Consider the following 22,067-nt stretch of genomic DNA (forward strand, 5'->3'; position numbering starts at 1 on the left):
AAGAATATTAAAATTATCTTTATGAACTAATTTATCTATGAATAACCTAGTTGAAATTATAAATATGGAATATTATTCTCGATGGAAAACATTTATCCCTAAAGGGTATGTTTGAGTAATAATTGAACAATAATAAGAATTTCACATGTCTAAAAAATATATTGCATTACTACCGCTTGCATTAGTTGTATCAACCGCTGTATCTGCTGCTACTGTTAATCCTTTTTATGTTGGTGCACGACTAGGTGGTGCTCACTATTCAAATTTTCAACAGAACTATCAAGATATAACAGGCATTAATCTTAATAAAGATGATGTCGCGGCTGGTGTATTTGCAGGTTACAACTTTACACCTTGGTTTGCGGTTGAAACGGGTTATACATGGTTAGGTGAAGCTAAGTTTGAAAACAATAAGATTAAGCAACATGCTATTGATCTTGCAGCTAAAATGACATGGAATCTGAATGATCAATGGGGTGTGTTTGGTAAGTTAGGTGGCAGTTATATGCTGGCTGATTTCCATGGCTATGGTATTAAAGATCTTGATGATCATTTACTTGGTACTGCTGGTGTCGGTGTTGAGTATAAATTGACTAACCATCTATCTACCCGTTTAGAATACCAACTTTACCACGATATTCAGTCTAAGCCTCGTGACACGAATTTAGCTTATAACTTTGATACACAGTTCTATGGCTTGAGCCTTGTATATAGCTGGGGAGCAGCGCCTGCCGTTGTTGCACCAGTTGTTGATACTGCGCCGCCAGTTCAAGCTGCAACAGTCACAGTAGAGCCTTCAACGGTTACGATTGCTTATGGTGTTAATGGTAAGCATTTAACGGAAGAAGATAAGCAACGTCTTCAACCAATGATTCAACGTTTAACACGTTACCCGAGTGCAACTGCTGAAGTAACTGGTTATACATCAAATACAGGTAGTGCTGCTTATAACCAGAAATTATCTGAAAAGCGTGCGAAAAATGTAGCTGATTTACTTTCTCAGTATGTTGCTGACGCTAGCCAAATTACAGCGAAAGGGATGGGTGAAGCAAATCCAATCGCTACTAACGATACCGCTAAAGGTCGAGCAGAAAATCGTCGTGTAGAGATTTACTCTCCAGCATTAAAGATTGCGACAGAAGATGCTGCTGAGCGTCCAGATTGCTGCGCAATGGAAAATAACCTATAAATAAAAAAGCGCCGAAAGGCGCTTTTTTTTGACTCTATCTATTCGGATTAGGTGCGCAAATAGATTTCTTTCTTAAACAAAGTGCCATAATAATACCGAAAATAGCACCTTGAGTAATAATCGCTGAACCACCATAGCTAAAGAAAGGTAATGGACTTCCCATTACAGGTAATACACCGCTTACCATACCTATGTTAATAAAACTATATAGAAAGAAACTTAAAGCAAACGAGCCACTGACTAATCGTGCAAACGTTGATTCTGATTGATTCGCCAGCCATAGCACTCTAAAAGTCATAAACGTATAAATTGCTAAAATAGTGAAGCTACCAATGTATCCCCATTCTTCTGCAAATGTTGAGAATATAAAATCGGTATGACTTTCTGGAATGAAACCAAGATGACCTTGTGTTGCATCCATCCAACCTTTGCCAGATATACCGCCAGATCCAATTGCAATTTTGGATTGTATGATCTGATAACCAGAGCCTAATGGATCTGATTCAGGATTTAAAAATTGAAGAATACGTTTTTTCTGGTAAGTCTCCATCACAAAATACCACGCTAATGGAAGACTGACACCAATAATGGCTATCACAGATGAAATTAACTTCCATGACATTCCCGCAAAATACAGAACAAATAGAGCGTACATTACTGTAAAGATAGCACCATCTAGATCTGGCTGAATAAAAATCAATCCAGCTGGAATTGCGGTTACTATCAAACAAATCATGATCTTTTTAATACTTGGTCGACCCGCATCACTGACAAGGATCCAAGCCATCATAATTGGGACTGCTATTTTTACAAGCTCTGACGGTTGAAAACGTATTGGTCCTAATGCTAACCAGCGTTGTGAGCCATTGGTACTATCACCAAGAACAAATACACCAACAAGTAAAAGCACAGTAATAAAAAACAAATATGGAGCACTTCGTTCATAAGCGGCAGGTGAAATTGATGACATCACTAATAATGCGACAATCGCAATTCCGGCACGAATGAGGTGACGCTCTATGATTGGCTCACTAAAGCTACTTGCACTCCATACACTCAAAGAGCTGAACGTGATAAGAATTAAAATCGATATCAATAGTGGTATATCGATATAAGGACGGAATTTACTCATCGTGTAATTCACTGATTCACGCAAATTTGCGTAGACGTTAGTAATGTTTGTCACTTTAGGGGAGTTATTATTTGCCGCAAGATAAAAAGTGAAACAAAATGTGGCTTGAGCTTAAAAGGAAATATTATGAGTGATTTTCTAACACTAAGAGCATAAAAAGATGATTGAAGTAGCGCAAACTGTATAACAAGAATATTTGTTAAATAGTGACAAAGTACAGAGAAGCAAAGATAAATATAGTTATACTTTCTCTGTAATTTTAGTCGGAGAATCAGATGGATCGTTACTACTGGGGTGTTGATTTAGGTGGTACGAAAATCGAATGTATTGTGATAGATCGTAACACTGATCAGTCGATTGTTCGTGAACGTATCGAGACAGAAAGTATTAAAGGCTATCAACATATACTTGGTCAAATAAAGATACTGATTGAGCGGTGCGCAAACATAGTCGGACATTATCCTAATGCGGTTGGGTTTGGAACACCAGGCACGCTTGATCCTGTTCATGGCGTAATGAAAAACTGCAATACCACGGCCTTAAACGGCCATCCTCTTGATAAAGATCTTAATGAAACTCTCGGCGTCCATGCAGTTATTGCTAACGATGCTAATTGCTTTGCTTTAGCCGAAACTCATTTTGGGGTCGTAAAACGTATTAAGCCTGAAGCTCAAATTGTGTTTGGTATCATTATGGGAACGGGAGTGGGCTCAGGCATAGTGGTGGACGGCAAATGTTTATACGGTTGCCATGGTATTGCTGGTGAGTGGGGACATAATGTACTTGAACCAAAGGGTGCAGATTGCTATTGCGGTAAGCAAGGTTGTGTAGAAACGGTTATTTCTGGTAAAGGGTTAGAACGTTATTATTACGAGCTATCATCTCAAGCGTTATCTTTGCCTGAGATCGTCGAGCAAGCGAAACAGAATAATCATGAAGCAGTGAAAACAATAACGCGTTTACGTGAGTATTTTGGTTTAGCGGTAGCACGAATTATTAACGTAATTGATCCTGAGGTTATAGTGATTGGTGGCGGTGTCGGTAATATTGATGCGTTATATCAAGATATAGAAACACAAATTTTACCGCACTTGTTTAATACAGAGCTTAATACCCTGATTGTAAAACCAGAGCTAGGTGATAGCGCTGGTGTTTATGGCGCTGCGGCTTTAGTGAAAAACATTAGCTAAACAAGAGTTGTCCTAAAAGTTAAAAGCGCGATACTCATTAATAGTATCGCGCTTTTATTTTAACTCGCCAGAACTTGAGGTTTACGATGTAAACTTGCTACTAGCATGTAAATTGCCGTTGCAAGTAGAACAATGAAGAAGAAATCCATTATTCCATTTTGTTCTGCCATAAAGCTGTTAGCACCAATCGGACCCAGTGCTGAACCAATGCTGTAACTAAACAGCATAACTTGTGTTGCAGCAACAATATATGAAGAATCCAAGTTGTCACACGCTAATGTAATTGCAATTGGGTAAAGCGCAAAAGCAGACATGCCTAACAACGCCAATGCAGTGATCAGAACAACATAGTCTGATGATAGGTAAGTAATACCCATAGCAAAAACACCAAGCAAAGACATTAAAGCAAGCAATAGCGTTTTGCTCATTTTAATTGAAAGTTTGCTAATGATAGGTTGAATAACCATACCACCAAGAATGGTTGCAGCCATCAACACGCCTACTTGATCTGTTGTTAGAGCGCTTTGCTTTAGTGCTAAAGGCATTAAACCGTAGATGCTGCCCATTACAACACCTGAAGTCATACAACCAATAATCGCAGGCTTACTCAAACGTGCAATTTGCTTTATTGATAACACTTGGTGTGAATCACTGCTAGGTTGGCCTTGTTTTACAAACAAAGGCGGTAAAATAGCAATTAACAACAGTACTAGAATAACGATAAAAGGAATAAAGCCTTTAACGCCAAACATACCTACGGCTAATTGACCAACAGTAGTACCACCGTAGAGCGAGGTCATGTAAAAACCAAGACGTTTTGCTCGCTCTTTCGCGTTATCACCAATAAGTAGCCATGATTCAACAACAACAAAAATACCCGCAACAGCCATACCGGCAATTAGGCGTGCAAATAGCCATACTTCCTTATTTGGAAACATGGGTAAAACCGCAACAGTTGCTGCTAGCAAACCTAAAAAAGTAATAAAAGCCACACGGTGACCAATCTTCGCAATAATTGGTTCGATCATCATCGAGCCGATAAGAAGACCAATATAATAGATGCTTGCTAACCAACTCGCATAACTGCTATCAATTTTAAAATTTGTTAATGATAACGGGACCAAGCTCATAAGGTAGCCTGATGCGATTGCGAATACAGTTAGTCCAGCAACAGGCACAAAAATGCCGCCGCTTTTGCGACAAGTAGTGATGTCTTGCACTACCTTGGTCTCCAAGTGAAATGTTTGAATTAATCTGTCTTTATTTAAGGTAATACGTTTAGAAAACGAAAAACCAGAAACCAAGGAATGATCACTGGAAATAACAAGACAGAGCTGTTTAAAAAAGTGTTTTATTCGAAAACGCGGCGATTATTGACGCTAACCTAACATTAGTAAAATGAGAAAAACTAATGCGAAATGGGTTGTTTCATTACATTGAATAATGCCAAAAAATAATCGTTAGAGTAGTGATAATTAAAATGAGCACAAAATCACACTTTATCTGATTAATATATTTGTTTTTAAAGAATTAGAGCTGAGTTTACTGATGTAGAGTAGGGGGTAATTCAAATAATCATTAGTGTTGTAATTGTTGCTGTATCCAAAAAAATAGTAAACGGTAGCTAATTTTCATCAAAATAATATAAAAAAAATTGGTTTCTAATGAAGAGTTTGGATTACATATACTAAAAAGCCACCTTCCTATAGCGATATGGCACTATGAGTGAGGTGGCTAGTTATATTTTGAAGTCGATTAACGTTTATTTTTTAGATAGCGTTTACGTCGTTCTTCTTTCTTTTTGATCTTTTGTTCTGCTTTGCGTTCAGCTTCTACTGCCACATTGATCAGCTCTTCAGTGATCATATCTGGATGCTCTAAAGTAATGTGACCCAGTGTACCGTTACGCAATTCATTGATAAGAATAACTGAGGCTTTGTGCAGATCAACACGACCACCTCCTTTTAAACAACCACGTTTACGCCCAATCTCTTCCATTAGCTCAATTTCAGATTCAGGCAGATCATCATCAAGGTTATAACGTGCCTTAATCATATCTGGGTATGCTTTGATCAGGTATTCAATGGTAAAGAAACCAACATCGATATAATCCATCGCGGTATCTTTAATTGCACCTGTTGCAGCAAGGCGGAAACCACTGTGTGGATTTTCCACTTTTGGCCATAGAATTCCCGGTGTATCAGAAAGCAGTACGCCGTTATCTAGGTTAATACGTTGCTGTTGACGTGTTACAGCAGGTTGGTTTCCTGTGATTGCAACAGTTCGGCCTGCTAGTGCATTGATAATGGTCGACTTACCAACGTTAGGAATACCCATGATCATGGTACGAATTTTTTTACCTGCTTCTTCACGGTGAGGTGCAAGCTTACGGCATAATTCCATGATCTGATTAACTTCGTTTAAGTTTTCAGTGGTGACTGCAATGGCTTTAACACCTTGTTCTTTTTCAAGGTGATCGATCCAAAGTTGTGTCATCTCAGGATCGGCCAAATCACGCTTGTTCAAAACTTTAACAACAGGCTTACCGTCATTGGTATTACGGAACGATTTGATCAGTGGGTTTTCACTACTAAATGGGATACGAGCATCTAAAACTTCGATGATCACATCAACTTTCGGCATCGCCTCTTCAATTTCTTTGCGGGCTTTGTGCATGTGCCCTGGAAACCACTGAATGCTATTACTCATTATTTATGTACTCTTTATTTTTCTAGGTGTCCCTTGGGGTACAACCAGGGGTACTAAAATCTGTTGCAAGAGAGTGAGGTACGATTAAGTACATGAATACTTTACTCACTTACATTAAAACATTATGACAAGTTTACCATAAGTAGGCTAGGATGCCTCGTTACTACTTAACCAAATTTGTTGGTTTAAATGTTTGCACGATAAATTAGTTTATTAATAAATAATTGAGGCATAGTAAATAACGAAGAAGGTAATAGTTTTCTTAAAAAAGCTTAATATACAAAAAAATAGAGCACTCATTTCATGATATTAGATCTATTCATAGCTAAATGTAAAGAAAAGCTGCAAATTAGCAGCTTTATTTTAAATGACATCTAGATAAAATTAGTCTTATTCAATATTTACAGTATTAGAAGAAAAGTGTTTTTTTACAGTTTCTTCAAGGCATTTATAATATTCTTCAGCGATTCTAAAACGGATCAAAACACCTTTGGCGATTTCTTGGCAAATACGCTCGCTTTTTGATGTATAAGGCAGCAATACATGTTCAAGCCATTCTGTACCATGAATTGAGTCTATATGTATATGTTCTCTGTGATAAGCAATCGCTGATTCTGGGTAACCGCAACGTTCCATACCTTGTGTGATTGCTCTAAACCTTAATGGCGCTGAACCTTCAATAAGTCCAATGGCACCAAAAAGACGCAAGACGTATTTACGTCTTAGTGACCAAAAAGAAACAAGATTACCATTCATTAGGCAAGCTGTTGGAATTTTAGTAGGAAGAGAAATTGAAAAATTATCAAGGAGTTTACGACAATATTTTGATGAGTTGGTAAACATTTCAGTATGTATTTCTGAAAAATTTCCATTTCCCATTTCATCCCAATAATTTTCTGCTATTGTAAGTTTTGAATTATTTTCTACGCCTATCTGTGCAAGAGCCATAACATCATCAAAGCTCCCATCAACAAGCTCTTCCATGCAAACATAATATGCAATAGCTTCAGGTGAAGCTTCATTTTTTAGATAATCTAAAAATTCTGATATATTACTATTTAATTTAATAAGTTGTATTGTATACCAGTCTTTAAACTCTATAGGGTTAGAAGGTAATATTTCTAAACTTATATTTTCTTCTTCCCAATTCATCCAATTGTTTTCAATTCTCCTTATATTAGATAGGGTGTCTATATCATCTATAATATTATTAAAATTCATTGGGTCATCTATTTGAGCACAGTAATAGTTATACAGTTCTTTTTGAATATTATGTTCATTAAATTTATCTTCGATACTATTTTCTTTTATCACGGGTGATTCCTTTCTTATTATATATGGTGATAGATCAGGTTTTGATTTCCAATATGGTTCTGGAGCAATCTGATCTTTTATTGGGCTGTAAATAGAGATTTCTTTAAAATGCATCGTATGTATATACCGCGGGCAATTAGGAAAAATAAATTCAGCATCGACAATGATGACACTTTCCGCATTAGGGAAATATGACAGTGTTTCAATGTTTTTTGATATTCTTGCAGTTCCATTAATGCGAATACGTCTTTTATCACCTTCAAACTGAATAAATAGTAAAGCAACTTGATTTTTTTCATTAATATTTCCTAATGTACGATACATACCATTACCATCATAATTTGCAAATGCTAATTGATTGTCTGATATGACTTTAACAAAGCCTGAACATCCTCCTTTATATGAACAATCCAATTTTCCATCAATGCTTGTTGTTGCAATAAAAAAGAAAAGTGAATTATTTATAATCTGACTGGTATCATCATTAAAGTTAGTGAGAAGACGAGTATCTCTAAGTTGATTTGCTATTAATTCACTGCCATTTTCATTCTGTAGTTTTTTTTGGCCTTCATTATAAAAATTATTCATAATTTTACCTTAAATTGACTCAAGGAAAAATTCTGAGTATGAATGATTCGTATGTTTAATTTCACTCTTCATTTTTCGATGTAATATAGATAGTTTTTCAGGACGAACTAATGGAAACATATGATGTTCAACATGGTAATTGTTCCCATTTGTATACCACACCATAAAACTACTCGCTTTAATTGAACGTGTGTTTTCAAGTATATTTTCACTTTCATTATTACAACCAAAATGCTCTGGAAATTCAACTAGCGTATGTATAGGTGCGGCAATAAATAGAAGTGGAAGTAACCATATTGATATATATTCAATATTATTTGTATATGCTAGAATAGCACATGCTGCTATTATAGTGAGAAACATATAAATATACTCATTATTGATTTTTCTATTTGTATTTTTATTAAATAGAGGGTTTATGTCCATTCTTTTAATTGATTTAATTGTTCGATTAAAAAAATCAATATAATGAGAAATTAAAAAGAAACATAAAATTTTAGGAATTAATCCTTTATCTTTATCCAAGGTATTAAATTCAAAGAACTCTATATCATCTTCTGTACCTACTTTTTCATGATGTATAAGATGACTAGCTTGATAGTTAGAGTAAGATACGAGCATCGGAGCACCTAATAAGAACCCGGTAATACGGTTAATTTTCTCATTAGTAAAAGCTCCGCCATGTAGTACCTGGTGTTGTAATTCAACACCATGTGAAAATGCTAAGCCAAGTACGATAATACCTAAAAAATATAGCCAACCGCCTTGGAAAAACAGCCATACACCAGATCCTATCATACTGATATAAATTAATATTTTTATTGTAAATGATACATTGCATGCACCGGAAATGTTCTTTAAGTCAATTGCTTCAATAGTGTTCATAATATCTCCTTGTTTTTTTACTATCTTATTTTTGAATAGCAAGAAGTAAATTTGAAATAATTTAATATTGATTAATTTATTTTTAACGTAAATTTTTTTGTATGCATATTAAGAAAAAGTTGATTGATAAATGTTTATTTTTTTTTATGATAAAAGCTCAAATGGAGGTTTATATGAGTTACTCAGATATTTTTTTATCAGAAGAGCAGTACATACATGAAGTTGATGACACTGATGTACAATTCGGATGTAAAAGGGGAGTATGTGGCCAATGCGTAGTACTTATTAATGATGATAGTAATATATTAAGTAATAAATGTGAATATGAAAAAATGACTTTAGACATTATAGGGAAGTCTCAAAAAAATTATCGATTAGCATGTATGTGTAAAGCCTTATCAACTGGAAAAGTATCATTGTCTACAGCTATATAAATAGGAATAATAAGTTGAATTTATTGAAAGAGGTTGAAAGAAATTTCTGTGTTGTATCTGACATAGAAAAAGTATTGGATATGGATGTTTTAAATACATCTGACTGGGATTTATTTAAGAACTCTTGGAATAAACTTGGTCTTGATAATTTTATGAACGATGGCGGTCAATATCGTAGAAGAAACTTTTGTAAATTTAGATATCATTTTGATGATAATTCATTATGGATAAAAGAACATGATTATTATTTTCAACCAGAAAATGTAAATACTTTAAATGGCGGAATAAAGAGGTGGTTTACTCCTGTAACCAGTGAAGTTTTCTATAATAAAGTGGTTAATAAACTTATTAAAAAAATGGGTAAAGAACTATCATTATTAACAGATCAAAAAACTTGGGATGTGAATTTTTATCAAAATAGAATTATTGCTGAACAAGGTAAAGAAGGAAAACCTTCTCCTGAAGGAATACATAAAGATGGCGTCAAATATAGCATATTATTACTTATAGATAGAGAAAATATAAATGGAGGTAGAAATACTATATTTAACTTAGATCGTGAGCCTATTTTTTCTCATACTCTTAAAAAAGAAGGCGAATGTATTATTTTTTCTGATGATCAAACATATCATTTTGCTTCTTCAATTGAACAAGTCAAACCTAATATTGTAGGTAAACGTGATTTACTCGTCGTTGAGTTTTATTAAATAGGTTTTAATTAATGTACGGAGATAAAAAAGATAAGACGATCATTTATCGAGGGATCAGAAATCGTGATGCTGAAACTATAGCTGATATAATGTCTATGCCAGGAGTTACACATGGACTTTCATCGATTCCGTATACGAGTGAAAGTATTGTGAAAAGTATGATTGATGATATTACAAATAAACATTGGATTATTGCAGAGAATGAAGGGAAGGCGATCGGCTTTATTTATCTAAATTGGCCTAATGGGCGTTGGCGTAGAGTTTCTTCATTAGCCATGGGGGTATCTGATGAATTCGTATCTCAAGGTATTGGTTATGGTTTACTTCAAAGGGCTTTACAAGTTGGATTCGATTATCTTGATTTTGAAAGAATCGAGTTAGTAGTTTATCAAGATAATATTTCAGCAATATCTATTTATAAAAAAAGCGGAATGGTTCATGAGGGTAAAAGAGAAGAACAAGTTATTCGTAATGGTATTTATTATGACTCATATTTAATGGGTATCACGAGAAGCCAGTACAAACAATCAGTTAAAACTACCAATTTTAATTATTAATATGAGAGGGACAAATGAATAATACAAATAACTATGAGCATTCTTTGTTATTTAGCCGAATGCTTGGCATTATTAATGAAGATGAACTTAAAGTTTTAGAAAATAAAAAAATAGCTGTTCCAGGTGCAGGTGGTGTTGGATTTACTCATGCTGAGACACTTGTAAGAATGGGAGTTGGAGCTATTAATATTGCTGATTTTGATACGTTTGGGCCAGAAAACATGAATCGGCAATTTGGTTGTACGATAAGTACAATTGGTCAAGAAAAAGTATCTATTCTTAATGAACGTTTAAACGATATAAATCCTAATATAAAGACCCAAACTTTTGAGGGTATATCTTATGAAAATATTGACGATTTTTTAGATGGCGTTGATCTAGTCTGTGATGCTATGGATTATTTTGTTATTGAACCTAGAATACTCATGTATAAACGAGCTCGAGAAAAAGGAATTCCTGTAATTGTTTCTGGTCCTGTAGGGTTTGGGGCTTCTTTGCATGTGTTTTCACCTGATGGTATGTCATTCGAAGAGTTTTTTGATTTAAAAGCATCAGATACTACTGATGAGAAATTACTAAAATTTGGTATTGGCCTGACACCTTCTGAACTCTATCTAGATTATCAACCCTCCGCTTGTTTAAATTTTAATACAAAAAAAGTATCTTCAATTAGTAGTTCTTGTTTACTGGCTAGTTCATTAACAGGAAGTGCAAGTCTTTTACAATTACTTGGCTCACAAAGTTTTAAGGCAGTTCCTTACTGCTACCAATTAGATTTACGTTCTTTTAAATTTGAGGAAGTATTATTTAGGAAGAAATAGGGTAATATTATCTTCATTTATCTTATATTTATAAAATATAGAATGATATTTATCAGTTATTTTTAATTATAGTGAACTAACTACATATATTACTGTTATTTATTATAAATTTTTTTATATATAATAATTGAATTAGCTTTTATTTTATGGAAAAAATTCAAGTGGTAAATGAAATATGCAAATGAACCAAATTAATGCATTTATAGCTATCGCTAAATCAGGCTCATTAGCTAGAGCTGCTGAGCTTGTGCATGCAACACCAGCTGCTTTAAGTCAGCGTATTAAGCAGTTCGAATCACGCTTAGGAGCTCAAGTCTTTGTGCGTAGTAATAAAGGTATGGAGTTATCACCTCAAGGAGAGGTTATTTACGATCATGCTTTAAATATTTCAGAGGAGGTAAAGAATTTATTAGCTTCTGTTTCAAAAGTTTCAATTGAAAATAAAAGAGAAACCTTAGTTGTTAGCAATGGTTTTAACCCGGAAAATATATGTAAACTTACATTATCAAGTGAAATTGAAAATTATGCTATTAATATTAGAAGGATGGGAGATGATTCTATATTAATGGCTTTGAAATCTGGTCATGTAAATATGTGTATTGGATTTTTTTCGTTTGATAATGAAAATATAAAATCAATATATCTTGGTACTAATACATTTGTATGCGTAAGCTTTAATAAAACTAAAATTGGACGAGGAAATTTATCTATTGCAGGACCTAATATACCTAATTTGATGAACTTCTTTAGTCTTGGCTCAGCAGATAAAGTTCGATATAACGATTGTTACGATAATATACTGAGGTATGCTGCTGATAAAGGTTATTATGCTATTATGGATAAAGATTTTGCTCTTGAATGTATTAATAAGCATAAAGGGTTGAATATTGTTGGTGAGAGTGTAAAAATACCTTTTTACTTAAATTTTAATGAGTTAGGTGTCGAAAAGAACATTTTAAATCCTATTAAAGGTGTTTTTTCTAATTATTTAAAAAATGAAAAATAACCATTATCTTATTTAAATATATAATTTACATGGAAGGTAATTAATGTGAACAAAATTTTTATTGATGGTCAAGTTGGTACTACAGGATTACAAATACATTCTAGATTAAAATATCGCACTGATATAGAAATAATAGAGATTGATAACAAATATAGAAAAGATGCATCAGTTCGTAAGGAAGTAATAAATAGTTCTGATGTGGTTATTTTGTGTTTACCTGATGAGGCCGCGAAAGAATCTGTATCGTTGATTGATTCTCATAATGTTAGAGTTCTTGATGCGAGTTCTGCTCATAGAGTTAGTGAAGGTTGGACTTATGGTTTGCCCGAACTTTCAAAGAACCAGACTTTAAACATTTCTAGTGCTCAGCGAGTTTCTAATCCTGGTTGTTATCCAACTGGAGCTGTGCTGTTGTTGAATCCTCTCATTAGCACCGGCCTATTAGATGGTAACTATCCCTACTCAGTTAATGCTGTATCTGGCTATACTGGCGGTGGGCGCGATGCCATTAATCGTTTTGAGGATAGTACACGAAGTGATTATATTTCGAGTACTTCAAGACGTTATGCACTCCATCATGAACACAAGCATATTAAAGAAATGCAGGAGTATTCTGGATTAGGCCAAAAACCAATATTTCAGCCAGCTTATGGTAGTTATAGGCAAGGAATCGTTTTACAGATACCGATACATTTAAATGCTCATAAAACAGGCCTAACGGACGATATATTACGTCAAACATTATTAAGTTATTATGCTGATTCAGCTTTTATCAAAGTATTAAACAAGTCAGAAACATTAAATATTGAAGGGTTAGATCCAGAGATACATAATAATACAAATAATATAACTTTGGCTGTATTTAGTCCTGAAGGTACTGATCATGTGGTATTAGCTGCAATATATGATAATTTAGGTAAAGGCGCATCAGGAGCTGCAGTTCAAAATTTAGAGATAATGTTAAATTTAGTTCCTTCTGATGGAAAAGTATTAGCGCTAGATTAATATTTATTATTCTTATAGAACTATAAGATTATAGATATAATTCATTAAATAAAAAGCTGCAATTATGTGGCTTTTATATTGTTATTTTCATAGTGATGTTATTGTTTGATTTAAATGTTAATTATTTTATTTAGTTAATATCAAGCTCACATAATTCTTTTTTGTCAATACATCCAACGTCAATTTCGATATTGCTTATCCACGTTTGATTATTTTCTATAATCCATGGCGTTGATATTTGCTGTGTGTTTGTTTTATATGTAACGGTATATTCAGCAGGAGTTAGATCTTCTATAATGAAAAAACCATCACCTTCTATTTTATAACTACGAGCAACTTGATTTCGATTGTTTAAAAAAGTAATGCTCGCATTTGGGTCACCATTAAAGTTCACAATATAGCCATCGATACCGACAATTTGATCTAGATGCACAGTTACAAACGTTATCCCGCCTTCTTCTGTATTCATTAATAATGGATTAAATTGCGGCTGATAACTCACATCAAGCGTTGTGGGATCGATATGTAGAGGAATGTTGTCATTAACGCTAACACCCTCAATGGTAAAGTGCCCATTTTCATCAGATTGTGTCTTATGACGGTATACACTGAGCCCTATATCAGGAATTGGTTTCCCATTACTATCAATCACAACACCTTTGATAGCGGCATAGCCATAGTCATTGGGTGAGATAGATTTAGCATACCAGCGTTGCTCTTTGTATGCTTTGAAGCTGTATTGAATTTTACTTGATAACGAGAATGAATTATCGCTCACTTCAGCTGTAAGTTTAATATTGGGGTTTAACTCAACAGACATTAACGCTGCTGCTGATAATTTCTTATCATACCGAACTTTAAATTTGTATTGTGTTTGTTCTGTTATTAAAAAAGAAGGGAAAAAACAGTTATCGCAGAAATAACGATAGCTTGCGTAATAATCGAGATGCGTAGTATTGTGTTTTTGCCTTAGCATTACCGTCAATGCTTCATAAAAACTTCTATTATAGATTGTCTTAAATTCATACTCTTGAGAGTTTTCGTCTTTTTTACGTTTATCTGAAACATTAAAATAAGTAGAGAGAGAAGATGTGATTTGAGTTCTTAGTTGTACATCGGTATGTAGCTTTTTCTTCGTCTGTTTGGATTGTAAATTTAATGATAAGTAGCGATTGAAATAGCGATATTCTAACTGATTGAACGTTTTATTTGGTCGATTTGATAATAAGTCATGCTGATTATAATTAAGTTTTAAATAGTGATTAGCTGACAGGTTGAAATCAACTTCTGCTGATAACTTACGTTGTTGTGTTAACCATGCAATATTAACAGCAAGGTTAGGACGTAAAATAGCTCTAAATCCTGTCACTATATTCATTTGAGTATCAGAATTAAAAAGGCTGAGACCAAGGGTCATTTTATCTTTTAAGCCATAACTAAAACGTGCTCTTGATTTATGTTCATTAAAGACATCACCTTGAGTGGCATATGAAAAATCGCCTTGTTTTATGATCGATTCAGAAATACTCGCAATATGAATATACTCTGTGTTTATTTGACCAACATCGATTAACTCTTTGAGTGAAATAATATCATTAGGAGATACGTTAAATCCATTTACAACGTATCTACCTGCATTGTTTGCTTGTACTGTTTTTACATAAATACCATTAAGATAAACATCAACATAAGCATCAGGCGTGGTGTATCTTTCATCATAAAAAGCGCCGTCACCATTGTCTTCATAATTGGTGAGGCTAAATCCATGTTGAAAATGATTGAGTGAATTAGTTGTAGATTCTGAAATTGTAATATCACCTAAAGTGAGGTCGGAATTGCCAAAAATATGATTGTATTGATATTTGTAATAGGTGAGTGGGTCATGAACGCTTGTATCTAGTGATAAATCTATAAATTGATCATGGTGACGAAAAAAAAATCACTATCTGCTTCTATGCGATGCGCATGTTTACTGTAATACATATTTAATCCAAGTTTTCCCTGCACTCCCGTTGTTTTTGTAGGTATTGTAATAGGTTGGGATTGGATGTTTTTAACTTCTTTTGCATGCTGTATTGCAGCAAGACGACTTTCTTCAATATTTTTTTGAAGATCATCAGCAGAGCGATGATGAGTGGTAATTTTTAAAATATAGCGATTAGGATGCCAATATACGCTGGCATTAAAACATGTTTCTATCGCTTGCCACGATAGCCACAATTCGTTATCAATCACCTTACTTTGAATATCTTTTTTTTCGTTGTTGTTAGTCGCTTTACAATATTGATGTTGAAAATCAATTGTCACGATTGCTGCTTGAGAAGTTGAGGGGCTTTGATATTTACATACAAAGGTATCACATGTTTGCTGTAAACCAGATAGGAAAGGGATAACAGAGTTCATGTTTATGTAGGGTGTATCATCGTCAAATAATACCCTGAAAAAAGAGTCGTAGTGGCTGTTTGAACGTAGTTCTATATATGCTTCAGTAAGTTCACTAGCATAAATAGAAAAACTGAATAAAACGAAAACCAGATACTTATGAGCATGTTTTAATTTGTTCATCATTGATTGTTACGTTTGTTTTTCCATCATAATTAAGCGCAAGATCAGATTGACGAAGTAAAATATATTTTTTGTATGTTTTGGTGTTTTTAAGTTCAACTTTAAGCTGGTATTTTGAGTTGTTAGTGATTTTAAGTTTACCGTCATTACACTGAACAACGGGAACGGTAGGTTTGTTTAAGCCCTTTTTTTGATAGTAAATTGGAACGGATGAATTGACTAGCATGGTTAAATTAAGTGCTAAGCCATCATTATTGTTCATATTGTTAGCTTTGATAGGGTTGATCAGTTCTTGTTTAAAGTGCAGATGAGTTCGATATTCACCAGATGGAAAGTCATTAGGGACATCGTTAACACGAAGTCTAACTACGCGTCTTTCGTTAGGCATTAAACGGCTAAGAACCGGAGGGGATATACGAAGATAAGGGGTAAGATCTTCCGCTTCTTTGGTAATCTCTTTGTGTCTGGTTAAATAGCTGTTATTTGGTGTTGAAAGGTAGTCTGCTGATACACGAATACGTATAGGTTGATCGCCCGTATTTGACACTAAAAACTTTTGGGTAATGTTTGGTTCAGAAGTAACCACCCTTAATGGCGCCACTTTCATATTGGCAAGACAGGGTAAGGTAAACATGACGAGAAAAAAAACAAATATAACTTTCATTTAATCCCTTAATTATCAATATACTCAGTATCAATTAACACATTTATATCAAATTTATCAGCGCTAATTTTAGGGTGAATGAGAAAGATAGCATCAAGAGTAAGCGTCTTTGTTAGGCCTTTACTATTTGTTTTTGTGATATTGTTTCTTATAAAGCCTTGACGGTAATTTATTTTCTGTAAAGTAATATACTTTTTACTTTCAGCACGTGCATTTACTCTAATGTAAGCATTTTCTTTACCTTTTAATTTAAACTTGAAATTACTGCTATTAAGATCATGACCACCTAGATTAATTAATTGAGGATAGTTTGCCTTTACAACGGTTATAAAAGCCAATTCTCTATCAATGATTTCAATAGCAGTTACATCAAAACAGAAAAATAATAAGGAAAAAAAAACTTTATTGGTAAACAACCGATACATTAAATGTGCCTGTGTAGGTACCAACAACAAGTGGACTTGACGCATTCACTATATCTGCAGTGCCGCCAACTTTTACTTCTGTTGGTGATGTACTTAATAGTGCAGTTGTAAGATCTGTCGTAATACCTGTGACAGAAATAGTATCACTGGTTGTACTGTGCGTCATAGTGGCAGTATTATCATGAGTAATATTAACTGAATCACCATCATGCCCAGTAATGTTGAATGCTGCGGCACCTGCATCAGTAGTTGCGACAACGACATTTGTCGTACTATCAGAAAAAATAGTACCAAAGTCCAATGCACTCGTTTGTACTAGCGTTAACGGGGCAATAACTTCAATAGTTGCTTGAATATTTTGATCTTCAGCGTGTGAGAGTAAAGGTAATGAAGCAAAAGTTACAAAAGTAACGGCACGTATAATTTTTTTCATAAATTAATACACATATAAATGAGTGAGTAATTTAAATGTAGTTATAGTTTCTAACTATTTCAATTTTACTTTATCTTGAAACCTATTATTAATTCTTTAATATACAATAAGTTAAAATTTGTAATTATTTTTTTTAATATTATTAGAAATAAGCTGATTTCTCTAATTTGAGAAAGAAGTAAAAAGCCCGATAATATTTATCGGGCTTTTTAGAGTTAAATATTATTAACTTTGATTGCGGATGTAAATAAGTCCACTTCTTTTGCTAATAACTGCAGTAAAGTATGGTTATCAAGTTTATATATTTCATTTTCAATATAGATGAAAGATTGATAAATCAATTTCTCTTGTTTTGATATGTGTTTAAATAGTTCTGTGTGGTTTTGCGATTTCTTAAGTGTTTTATCTAGCTCTGTTAGAGATGCAATCACACTATCTAGGTCACTATTGATGGTAGAATCCAATGATAATGACTGTTTGTTTTCATTCAGTTGGGTCAATATACGCAAGATAATATTAGAGCTGCGACTGCATAATAAAATGTGTTCACCCGTTTGTGACTTTCTATGCGGTTCACCTAAATACCCCATCCAATGATCAAATAGGTTGGTATCGTTAACCACGCAACCTTGGTAGTGACGTTGTAACTGAGTGGCCGTGCTATCTGATTCATCTGTTACGTACATTTTTAAAGAGACCAGATAATCAATATAGCCTGTTGTTGTTGCCGTTAACTGAGTAGGGAATAATTTCTTATTCCAACCAGGTGATAAGATAAATACAAAAAATAAAGGTAAGAACACACCTAGAACAGTGCTGTCTAGGCGAGGTAAAAGAATATTATCGCCTTGTCCGTTAAGAGAGAAGCCTGCAAATACAAACAAAGTCACGCAGAATACCGCAAAGCCGTAATGACGTGCAGAGGTATGGAAAAAAAGTATTACAGCGATACAAAATATGAACGGCAAGATGCTTGACGATACTTGGAAGTGCAGTAATCCAACAACAACTAATAAACCACAAATTGTACCGGTTAATCGTTGAAGTAATCGTGTCCACGTCATTGATAAGTTCGGACGTAATACCAACAAACTGGTCATAAGAGTCCAAAAGCCAAAGTCTAAGTTTAATGTTCGAACAATAATTAACCCCGTGGCTAAACTTAATGTTCCGCGAAGTGCATGTCGAAAATAACTCGATTTTAACGTCATTTGACTGGTTAACTTCGAGGCTAACTCTCGCCATTTCCATGACACAACAATAGGCTTAATAATGCTAGAGCTTAATGTTTGGCTTGTTTGTTGGCTCAACTGCTGAAGTGTTAAGTAGATAATATCCAGTTTATTAATATATGAAAGCGCAGCTAGTGCTTCCTCTTTTATATTTTCTTGTATTGTATATTGGCGTAACTCTTCAAAGTCGATACTTGGAATGTTTATACGATGAACATTATCGACAGTAACTTGCTCTAAATATTGACTTATTTTTAACGTTGCTTGGTGAATCTTATCTAACCATTCAGGACATGTTTGTTGTAGATTTGAAGTAGGAATGAAATAAAGTAAACGTGTTTGTTCGTTAATACGCTCAGCAACTTTTAAAAAACGATAAATATCTTGCAGTTTTGCGCTATCTTCACCAGCAGTAAATTGCTGGTGAATTCGACCTTCTAAGGTGTGAGATAAGCCCGCAATTTGGGATCGTAATTGCGCCGATTTAATAAACAACTCATTTTTGTCGGAAGAAAAAATAAAGCCGTGATCGTGAGTGATAAGCTTTTTAGCAATAGCTTGATATAGATCAGACAAGATGTCTTTGGATTCTTGATTCGGAAGAAAGTAGATGGCTAACGCTTGCCAAAAAATGTACCACAAAGCGCCACATGTTAACCACAAAGGAACAAGCCAAATAGGTCGACCATCTAAATGCAGTAACATAGCGTATATAGCGAGTAATATGGAGGCAAAACCAATAGCACCTAGCCTTGGGCTTAAAACGGCCAACATAAACAAGCTAAAACTGACAATAGTTAAGCTAAGAACGAATAGCACTGAATGCGGGAAAACGGCTTCAGTACCTAAACTAATAAGAAAGAAAACAGGAATAGCGATACAAAAATCAAGAATGCGATATTTTGTCACACTGGAGGTATCAGCAAAGCCACAGCTAATACTACCCAGTGAAAATGCAATCCCCATGGTGACATGGCCCATCAGGAAAAAAGGTACTGAGCAGGTAATGAAGCTAAATGCAGCGATGTTGGTTCTAAAATTGAGTAAAGTCCGTAAAGTAGGGTAACGGAGGAGTATGTTATATAAGTTCATAGTGTATTAAATATCGTCATATGTGCGATTTGCTTCGTTAATCATAATCTCTTTTTAAAAAGAGTGAAGGCTTTATTGGTATGTTTTATTTTTATTAGGTATTTAATGTTGGTTAATTATTCTTTAATTATGATTTAATATTCTAACCATGAAGTAAAAAATTGGATTTGATTAGACTAATATACTGTATTTAATGTGAATGAAGATTTAATAGCTGATAATTATCAAGTATCACATTGTTTAATAAAATATATAATTATTTAAAGCATTATTTTTATATTTATTAAATTAATGACTAGATAAACGTGCATAAGATTGAATAACTAAGAAATAAAAATTAACCATATTAATTTCATTGATTTTAAATGACTTATCATTTTTTATAATTATATTGATAAAGTTATTGATATATTTATTTAATGCTGTTTATGATGCGCTCAATAAAAAACGAATACAAACAACATGGAGATAGTTGTTAATGTTTTTACTAAAGGATCTATCAATAAAGCTGCAGCTAATTATTCCTGTAATATTTATGGCTGTTTTATTATTTATTGCACTGATATTAGGGCGTAATAACCTTGTAGAAAGTGTTGATAAAATGAATTCAACAACACAATTGGTCGTTGAAGCTAAAGATAGTACGGCGAGTTTAATTAGTAATAGTTATGCAATGAGAGTAAGTGCAATTTATGCACTTTATGATAAAGATTTATTATCACGTCTATCAAAGTCTCTTGATAGTAGCGAGTTAAGTAATAAAAAAGCGATTGCAAACCTGCAAAAAATACCTGAAATCAACCAAGAATTAGAAGCATTTCGAACATTAATGATCAGCTATATTAGCTTTAGCCGTGACACGATGTTAGAGGTGCTTGATCTTAGGCATTCGGGCCAAATTAGCGACTCTGAATATCAAAAATATATTGTTAAATATCGCCAATTAGGTGATGACATGATTTCAGCAATTGATGCTTTGGATAAGCGTGTAAATTTAACCGCAGATGCTTATATTGCTCAGCAAAAGAAAGAACATGGACAAACAATAAATGCGATTGGATATGAATTTATCATTACATTGATAATTGCCATTGTTATTTGCTTGGTTATTGGCTCACTGATTGTTAAGCCAATTACTATTTTGCAACGAGCAATGCAGAAAATAGCGGAAGGTAACTTGCAAGATGAAATTGCAGTGGACGGCACCAATGAAGTGGGCGAATTAGCACGTAATCTAAATCGCATGATTGTTAAATTGCGCTCAACAGTTGCGGTATTAAATGATGTTGGTCGTAATGTCGCAGCCTCATCGACTGAGTTATCAATTGTGATGAAAGATTCAGAGACTCACGCAAATAGCCAAGTGATTGAGATTGAACAAGTTGTGACAGCAATCGATCAATTAACAACAACGGCACAAGAAGTCACTCAAGCGGCACAAAAATCTGATGAAAATTCAAAAAGTGCCAGTGAGTTAGCGAATAAGAGCCTTGATTTGTTTTCAAACAACCAGCAAGCAAATGAAGAAATGGCTGAATCATTAGTAGAAGCTGCCGATGTTGTTGCGCAGTTAAAAGTACAATCGGCGCAAATTAGCCAAGTTATCGACTCGATACAAGGCATCTCTGAACAGACAAATCTATTGGCACTTAATGCTGCAATAGAAGCCGCACGCGCAGGAGAAAGTGGTCGTGGTTTTGCTGTGGTAGCTGATGAAGTGCGTCAGTTAGCAGCAAGAACGCAAGCATCAACAAAAGAGACACAGCAGATTATAGAGCGTCTGCAAGAGCAATCTACTTCTGCAAATGAGCGTATGCAATCTGCTATTGATACATTAGAAAGAAATAAGTTAGTTGCTTCTCAAGCAAATGAAGCGCTAGAAGGGATCACCGCTGCTATTTCAATGAATAGTGATATGAATACCCATGTTTCAACGGCTTCTGAAGAGCAGTTACAAGTCACAATGGATATCAGTAATAGTATTGAGAATATCCATCATATCATTCGACAAAATGCATCAGGTTTAAGCCAGTGTACGGTTGCAAGTGAAGAGTTATCCGATCTTGCTGAAAAGCAAAGCGAACAATTGAAATACTTTAGGTGTTAACGAATTGAT

General features: G+C 34.2%; 20 protein-coding genes. 9 read left to right on the forward strand and 11 right to left on the reverse strand.

Annotation, left to right across the window (positions count from 1 at the left end; translation table 11 throughout):
• Positions 1-145 precede the first annotated feature (145 nt).
• Positions 146-1,189 (forward strand): outer membrane beta-barrel protein, encoded by a 1,044-nt coding sequence (locus BTO08_RS18640; protein ID WP_105062092.1) that lies wholly within the window; start codon positions 146-148, stop codon positions 1,187-1,189.
• A gap of 34 nt (positions 1,190-1,223) precedes the next feature.
• On the opposite strand, the gene rodA is transcribed toward BTO08_RS18640, so the two are convergent.
• Entirely contained in the window at positions 1,224-2,321 is a 1,098-nt protein-coding gene (gene rodA, locus BTO08_RS18645; RefSeq protein ID WP_105062093.1) for a rod shape-determining protein RodA, read from the reverse strand.
• A 275-nt stretch (positions 2,322-2,596) separates the two neighbouring features.
• On the opposite strand from rodA, the gene BTO08_RS18650 reads away from it, so the two are divergent.
• Positions 2,597-3,511 carry an ROK family protein gene (locus tag BTO08_RS18650; protein WP_105062094.1) on the forward strand — a complete coding sequence of 305 codons (915 nt, stop codon included), beginning with the start codon at positions 2,597-2,599 and terminating at the stop codon, positions 3,509-3,511.
• Between the two features lie 59 nt (positions 3,512-3,570).
• Here the strand turns inward: BTO08_RS18650 and BTO08_RS18655 are convergent, their stop codons facing one another.
• The 4 genes from BTO08_RS18655 to BTO08_RS18670 form a co-directional block, all read right to left on the reverse strand.
• Complete coding sequence (locus tag BTO08_RS18655; protein WP_105062095.1) at positions 3,571-4,731, reverse strand: MFS transporter; 1,161 nt, start codon at positions 4,729-4,731, stop codon at positions 3,571-3,573.
• A 535-nt stretch (positions 4,732-5,266) separates the two neighbouring features.
• Entirely contained in the window at positions 5,267-6,223 is a 957-nt protein-coding gene (ylqF, locus tag BTO08_RS18660; protein ID WP_105062096.1) for a ribosome biogenesis GTPase YlqF, read from the reverse strand.
• A 387-nt stretch (positions 6,224-6,610) separates the two neighbouring features.
• Entirely contained in the window at positions 6,611-8,122 is a 1,512-nt protein-coding gene (locus tag BTO08_RS18665) for an iron-containing redox enzyme family protein (protein WP_105062097.1), read from the reverse strand.
• Positions 8,123-8,131: 9 nt separating this feature from the next.
• Entirely contained in the window at positions 8,132-9,007 is an 876-nt protein-coding gene (locus BTO08_RS18670) for a fatty acid desaturase family protein (protein WP_105062098.1), read from the reverse strand.
• A gap of 173 nt (positions 9,008-9,180) precedes the next feature.
• On the opposite strand from BTO08_RS18670, the gene BTO08_RS18675 reads away from it, so the two are divergent.
• The 6 genes from BTO08_RS18675 (at position 9,181) to argC (ending at position 13,540) form a co-directional block, all read left to right on the forward strand.
• Positions 9,181-9,441, forward strand: a complete 261-nt coding sequence (locus BTO08_RS18675) for a 2Fe-2S iron-sulfur cluster-binding protein (RefSeq protein WP_198038504.1) — start codon at positions 9,181-9,183, stop codon at positions 9,439-9,441.
• A 14-nt stretch (positions 9,442-9,455) separates the two neighbouring features.
• Positions 9,456-10,148 (forward strand): 2OG-Fe dioxygenase family protein, encoded by a 693-nt coding sequence (locus tag BTO08_RS18680; protein ID WP_105062100.1) that lies wholly within the window; start codon positions 9,456-9,458, stop codon positions 10,146-10,148.
• A gap of 14 nt (positions 10,149-10,162) precedes the next feature.
• Entirely contained in the window at positions 10,163-10,708 is a 546-nt protein-coding gene (locus BTO08_RS18685) for a GNAT family N-acetyltransferase (protein WP_105062101.1), read from the forward strand.
• Positions 10,709-10,722: 14 nt separating this feature from the next.
• Positions 10,723-11,529: a ThiF family adenylyltransferase gene (locus tag BTO08_RS18690; protein WP_198038505.1), complete on the forward strand. Its 807-nt coding sequence runs from the start codon at positions 10,723-10,725 to the stop codon at positions 11,527-11,529.
• 175 nt (positions 11,530-11,704) lie between these two features.
• Positions 11,705-12,535 (forward strand): LysR family transcriptional regulator, encoded by an 831-nt coding sequence (locus BTO08_RS18695; RefSeq protein ID WP_105062102.1) that lies wholly within the window; start codon positions 11,705-11,707, stop codon positions 12,533-12,535.
• A gap of 45 nt (positions 12,536-12,580) precedes the next feature.
• Positions 12,581-13,540 (forward strand): N-acetyl-gamma-glutamyl-phosphate reductase, encoded by a 960-nt coding sequence (gene argC / locus BTO08_RS18700; RefSeq protein WP_105062103.1) that lies wholly within the window; start codon positions 12,581-12,583, stop codon positions 13,538-13,540.
• 130 nt (positions 13,541-13,670) lie between these two features.
• Here the strand turns inward: argC and BTO08_RS18705 are convergent, their stop codons facing one another.
• The 6 genes from BTO08_RS18705 to BTO08_RS18730 all read right to left on the reverse strand — a co-directional run bounded on the left by BTO08_RS18705 (position 13,671) and on the right by BTO08_RS18730 (position 19,951).
• Positions 13,671-14,909, reverse strand: a complete 1,239-nt coding sequence (locus tag BTO08_RS18705; RefSeq protein WP_146108446.1) for a carboxypeptidase-like regulatory domain-containing protein — start codon at positions 14,907-14,909, stop codon at positions 13,671-13,673.
• Positions 14,910-15,448: 539 nt separating this feature from the next.
• Positions 15,449-16,108, reverse strand: a complete 660-nt coding sequence (locus tag BTO08_RS18710; RefSeq protein ID WP_146108447.1) for a hypothetical protein — start codon at positions 16,106-16,108, stop codon at positions 15,449-15,451.
• Positions 16,080-16,769: a fimbrial biogenesis chaperone gene (locus BTO08_RS18715; protein WP_146108448.1), complete on the reverse strand. Its 690-nt coding sequence runs from the start codon at positions 16,767-16,769 to the stop codon at positions 16,080-16,082. The genes BTO08_RS18710 and BTO08_RS18715 overlap by 29 nt, the downstream gene beginning before the upstream one ends.
• Before the next feature lie 8 nt (positions 16,770-16,777).
• Entirely contained in the window at positions 16,778-17,239 is a 462-nt protein-coding gene (locus BTO08_RS18720; protein WP_198038506.1) for a hypothetical protein, read from the reverse strand.
• Positions 17,172-17,627 (reverse strand): DUF4402 domain-containing protein, encoded by a 456-nt coding sequence (locus tag BTO08_RS18725; protein WP_105062108.1) that lies wholly within the window; start codon positions 17,625-17,627, stop codon positions 17,172-17,174. Before BTO08_RS18725 ends, BTO08_RS18720 begins: the two co-directional genes overlap by 68 nt.
• Positions 17,628-17,842: 215 nt before the next feature.
• On the reverse strand, positions 17,843-19,951 hold the full coding sequence (locus BTO08_RS18730; protein WP_242446302.1) for an FUSC family membrane protein: 2,109 nt from the start codon (positions 19,949-19,951) through the stop codon (positions 17,843-17,845).
• Positions 19,952-20,429: 478 nt separating this feature from the next.
• On the opposite strand from BTO08_RS18730, the gene BTO08_RS18735 reads away from it, so the two are divergent.
• On the forward strand, positions 20,430-22,058 hold the full coding sequence (locus BTO08_RS18735; protein WP_105062110.1) for a methyl-accepting chemotaxis protein: 1,629 nt from the start codon (positions 20,430-20,432) through the stop codon (positions 22,056-22,058).
• The last annotated feature ends 9 nt before the right edge of the window (positions 22,059-22,067 follow it).

This window comes from Photobacterium angustum (assembly GCF_002954615.1).
In the GTDB taxonomy this organism is placed as follows: domain Bacteria; phylum Pseudomonadota; class Gammaproteobacteria; order Enterobacterales; family Vibrionaceae; genus Photobacterium; species Photobacterium angustum_A.

Bases quoted from the DNA above. Each gene is read 5' to 3' on its own strand.
- BTO08_RS18640 (WP_105062092.1), top strand. From the start codon at position 146: ATGTCTAAAAAATATATTGCATTACTACCGCTTGCATTAGTTGTATCA.
- rodA (WP_105062093.1), bottom strand. From the start codon at position 2,321: ATGAGTAAATTCCGTCCTTATATCGATATACCACTATTGATATCGATT.
- BTO08_RS18650 (WP_105062094.1), top strand. From the start codon at position 2,597: ATGGATCGTTACTACTGGGGTGTTGATTTAGGTGGTACGAAAATCGAA.
- BTO08_RS18665 (WP_105062097.1), bottom strand. From the start codon at position 8,122: ATGAATAATTTTTATAATGAAGGCCAAAAAAAACTACAGAATGAAAAT.
- BTO08_RS18670 (WP_105062098.1), bottom strand. From the start codon at position 9,007: ATGAACACTATTGAAGCAATTGACTTAAAGAACATTTCCGGTGCATGC.
- BTO08_RS18675 (WP_198038504.1), top strand. From the start codon at position 9,181: ATGAGTTACTCAGATATTTTTTTATCAGAAGAGCAGTACATACATGAA.
- BTO08_RS18685 (WP_105062101.1), top strand. From the start codon at position 10,163: ATGTACGGAGATAAAAAAGATAAGACGATCATTTATCGAGGGATCAGA.
- BTO08_RS18690 (WP_198038505.1), top strand. From the start codon at position 10,723: ATGAATAATACAAATAACTATGAGCATTCTTTGTTATTTAGCCGAATG.
- BTO08_RS18695 (WP_105062102.1), top strand. From the start codon at position 11,705: ATGCAAATGAACCAAATTAATGCATTTATAGCTATCGCTAAATCAGGC.
- BTO08_RS18710 (WP_146108447.1), bottom strand. From the start codon at position 16,108: ATGATGAACAAATTAAAACATGCTCATAAGTATCTGGTTTTCGTTTTA.
- BTO08_RS18715 (WP_146108448.1), bottom strand. From the start codon at position 16,769: ATGAAAGTTATATTTGTTTTTTTTCTCGTCATGTTTACCTTACCCTGT.
- BTO08_RS18720 (WP_198038506.1), bottom strand. From the start codon at position 17,239: ATGCGTCAAGTCCACTTGTTGTTGGTACCTACACAGGCACATTTAATG.
- BTO08_RS18725 (WP_105062108.1), bottom strand. From the start codon at position 17,627: ATGAAAAAAATTATACGTGCCGTTACTTTTGTAACTTTTGCTTCATTA.
- BTO08_RS18730 (WP_242446302.1), bottom strand. From the start codon at position 19,951: ATGAACTTATATAACATACTCCTCCGTTACCCTACTTTACGGACTTTA.
- BTO08_RS18735 (WP_105062110.1), top strand. From the start codon at position 20,430: ATGTTTTTACTAAAGGATCTATCAATAAAGCTGCAGCTAATTATTCCT.